The 3,074-nt window shown below is 63.7% G+C and carries 5 protein-coding genes and 2 tRNA genes; 4 read left to right on the top strand and 3 right to left on the bottom strand.

The window, feature by feature from the left end; all coding sequences use genetic code 11:
* Positions 1 to 195 precede the first annotated feature (195 nt).
* Both Q8P46_16840 and Q8P46_16845 read right to left on the bottom strand, forming a co-directional pair.
* Positions 196 to 271 (bottom strand) — tRNA-Glu (locus Q8P46_16840).
* A 43-nt stretch (positions 272 to 314) separates the two neighbouring features.
* A complete protein-coding gene (locus Q8P46_16845; protein MDP2621815.1) occupies positions 315 to 755 on the bottom strand; it encodes a VOC family protein in 441 nt (146 codons plus the stop codon).
* Between the two features lie 477 nt (positions 756 to 1,232).
* On the opposite strand from Q8P46_16845, the gene Q8P46_16850 reads away from it, so the two are divergent.
* From Q8P46_16850 to Q8P46_16865, 4 genes are all read left to right on the top strand, one after another.
* Positions 1,233 to 1,808, top strand: a complete 576-nt coding sequence (locus Q8P46_16850; protein ID MDP2621816.1) for a cold-shock protein — start codon at positions 1,233 to 1,235, stop codon at positions 1,806 to 1,808.
* 101 nt (positions 1,809 to 1,909) lie between these two features.
* Positions 1,910 to 2,332: a DUF192 domain-containing protein gene (locus Q8P46_16855; GenBank protein ID MDP2621817.1), complete on the top strand. Its 423-nt coding sequence runs from the start codon at positions 1,910 to 1,912 to the stop codon at positions 2,330 to 2,332.
* Between the two features lie 87 nt (positions 2,333 to 2,419).
* Positions 2,420 to 2,496 (top strand) — tRNA-Pro (locus Q8P46_16860).
* Positions 2,497 to 2,559: 63 nt separating this feature from the next.
* Positions 2,560 to 2,865 carry an ETC complex I subunit gene (locus Q8P46_16865; protein MDP2621818.1) on the top strand — a complete coding sequence of 102 codons (306 nt, stop codon included), beginning with the start codon at positions 2,560 to 2,562 and terminating at the stop codon, positions 2,863 to 2,865.
* Between the two features lie 22 nt (positions 2,866 to 2,887).
* Here the strand turns inward: Q8P46_16865 and Q8P46_16870 are convergent.
* On the bottom strand, positions 2,888 to 3,074 hold a 187-nt coding region (locus tag Q8P46_16870), incomplete at its 5' end, for a hypothetical protein (GenBank protein ID MDP2621819.1).

Raw genomic sequence — 3,074 nt, forward strand, 5'->3', positions numbered from 1 at the left:
GACGGCAGCCGGATCGAGGCCATCGCGTTTCGCGCCGCAGGCCAACCCCTTGGCGATTTTCTGCTCGCCGAACGCCGGGCGCTGGCCCATGTCGCCGGCCATTTGCGGCTGTCGCATTGGAATGGGCGGACGCGGGTCGAACTGCACATCGCCGACGCCGGCGAAGCGGAGTAGACGACTTGACCGGGCGAAGCGTGGTGCGCCCTACGGGACTCGAACCCGTGTTTCCGCCGTGAAAGGGCGATGTCCTAGACCGCTAGACGAAGGGCGCGCGGGCCCGAGCATATAGAAGGCTTGGCGGGCAGGCGCAAGCCTCACCACTGACCCGTATTCGGCATCGAGGCCCATGGCTCGGATTTGGGCAGGGGCGCGCCCTTCTGCAACAGCTCGATGGAGATGTTGTCGGGCGAGCGGATAAAAGCCATGCGCCCGTCGCGCGGCGGCCGATTGATGGTCACGCCGGCACTCATCAGCCGCTCGCAGAGCTCGTAGATGTTATCGACCTCATAGGCCAGATGGCCGAAATTGCGCCCCTGGCCATAGGCCTCCGGGTCCCAGTTGTAGGTCAGCTCGACGAGCGGCGCGCGCTCGCTCTTGGCCCGGTCACGGTCTTCGGGGGCGGCCAGGAACACCAGCGTATAGCGGCCGTCGGGATAGTCGCCGCGGCGGACTTCCTCGAGGCCAAGCTTATCGCAGTAAAATTCAAGCGCGGCATCGAGATCGGCGACCCGCACCATGGCGTGCAAGTAGCGCATGGCAAGATACTCCTGATCGCATCATTCGGTCATCTATGGTCACATCCATAGCAAAAGTAACGCGGAGTGCGTGAAACTCGGTCGCGATCAGTCCCGCGTCGCGGTGCCGCGGCGCCCGCCTTGGCGGCGAATCAGGCGGCCGAAGCTGGCCGTCAGGCTCGGAAACTGGATTGCGGCGCTGCTTCGGATCGCCGCGCCGCGTGATCTGTGGATGACCTCTCCATCCCTCCTCAAAGCGCAAAAAAATCCGACGAATCAGACAAGTATTGCACGTGTTTCAACAAAACACGCAGCGCGCCAGCGTGTCAATTTGGCAACGGTGATCATGATAATCGCTTCTGGGCGCAAAGCGGCAAGAATCTCCCCTTTCGCGCGAGGATGCGAATGGTATCTTCTCAAGAAAAGGTGCGCTGGGGGCAAGCGCATAAGACCGGCGAGGAATCAAGGGCCCGGTAAACTTAAGTGGGGTGAAGCGGCATGGGGGAGAAGATTACTCCCGATCTCGACTCGGGAATCGAGTCCGTCGAAGACAATAAACTGGACATTATTGAGATTGCCGGCGTGATCAAATGGTTCGATGCCGCAAAGGGCTACGGATTCATTGTTCCCGACAACGGCATGCCCGATGTGCTCCTGCACGTGACCTGCCTGCGCCGCGACGGCTATCAGATCGCCTATGAGGGCGCCCGAGTCGTCTGCGAGGTGCTGCGCCGGCCGCGCGGCCTGCAGGCGTTCCGAATTCTGAGTATGGACGAATCCACCTGCACCCAACCGCCGCAATACGGCGAGCCGCGCACTCATGTTACGGTGACGCCGACCAGCGGCCTGGAACAGGCGGAAGTGAAATGGTTCAATCGTATCCGAGGCTACGGATTCCTGACCCAGGGACCGGCGACGCCGGACATTTTCGTGCACATGGAAACGCTGCGCCAATTTGGGCTGACGGAGCTGCGGCCAGGCCAAACCGTCTGGGTGCGTTATGGCGAAGGCGCGAAGGGGCTCATGGCCGCAGAGATCTATTTGGAGGGCAAGGCACCCCACGCCGCCCATTGACCGGGCTTCGACGGTCGCTGAACGCCGTTCGCCGGCTTTTGACCGGCCTTCGACCGGCAGCAGGAGCCGCTCATCGCGGCCTGTTCGCCGGCACGGCCGGGTTGTCCGTTCTCATCGCCGTGTCCGTCGCCGCGGCCGCCGGCGCCAGCGAGCCGCTAACGATTGTCTCGGCGTCGGGCCGGCATGTCTTCGAGGTCGAGATCGCCGACCAGCCGGGCGAGCGTGCGCGCGGGCTGATGGACCGGTTCGCGCTTGCGTCCGGCGCCGGCATGCTGTTCGACTTCGGCGAAGCCCAGCCGGTCCACATGTGGATGAAGAACACCTATATACCGCTCGACATGGTCTTCATCCGCGCCGACGGCGTCATTCAGCGCATCGCCGCGAATACGGTGCCGCTGTCGCTTGCCATCGTCCCGTCGGAGGAACCGGTCCGCTTCGTCCTCGAGATTGCCGGAGGCACCGCGGCCAAGCTCGGCATCAAGCGCGGCGACCGGGTCGAGCATCGGCTGCTGGGGACCGAGTGAGGCGGCAAGTCTGCTTGAATTTGTCTTGGGGCTCGGCTACCAGGAGCCGGTGAGCGTGCGCTCAAGACGGAACTTTGCTCGGTTCATCGGGGCGTAGCGCAGCCTGGTAGCGCATCTGCTTTGGGAGCAGAGGGTCGCTGGTTCGAATCCGGCCGCCCCGACCAACCGAGTACGCGGCAACGGGCGCGCGCCGACGGGCCGCCGCAAGGCAAGGAGACAATCGCGCAATGCCGGCGAAAATCTATCGGCCCGCCAGGTCGGCCATGCAGTCGGGACGGGCGAAATCGAAAGGCTGGGTGCTGGAATACGAACCGGAGCGGCCGCGCGCGGTCGAACCGCTGATGGGCTATACCGCCTCGAGCGACATGCGCCAGCAGGTGCGGCTGCGCTTTTCCTCGCGCGAGGAGGCAGTTGCCTATGCGAAACGCAACGGCATCGCCTATCGGGTGATGCAGCCGCGGGAGCGGATACCGAAGCGCATGTCGTATGCCGAGAATTTCCGCTTCGACCGGCCCGAGAGCTGGACCCACTAGAGCGAGTTCATATCGTCTTGCTCTAGAGCGGTTCATGGTTATAGGGGATCAATTTGATGGGCCAAATCGGTTCATCCGGGCAGGCGTGGGCCGCGACGCGCGATACGGGATATCGGGCGAGCGCGGCAACGAACCCGGTGGGCCGATTTGGCCCACCGAAGGCCGGGTTCTTTTGCGCCGTGGCGGTGTTGCGGCTGTTGGCCGATGCA

The organism is Hyphomicrobiales bacterium, from assembly GCA_030688605.1.
Taxonomy (GTDB): domain Bacteria; phylum Pseudomonadota; class Alphaproteobacteria; order Rhizobiales; family NORP267; genus JAUYJB01.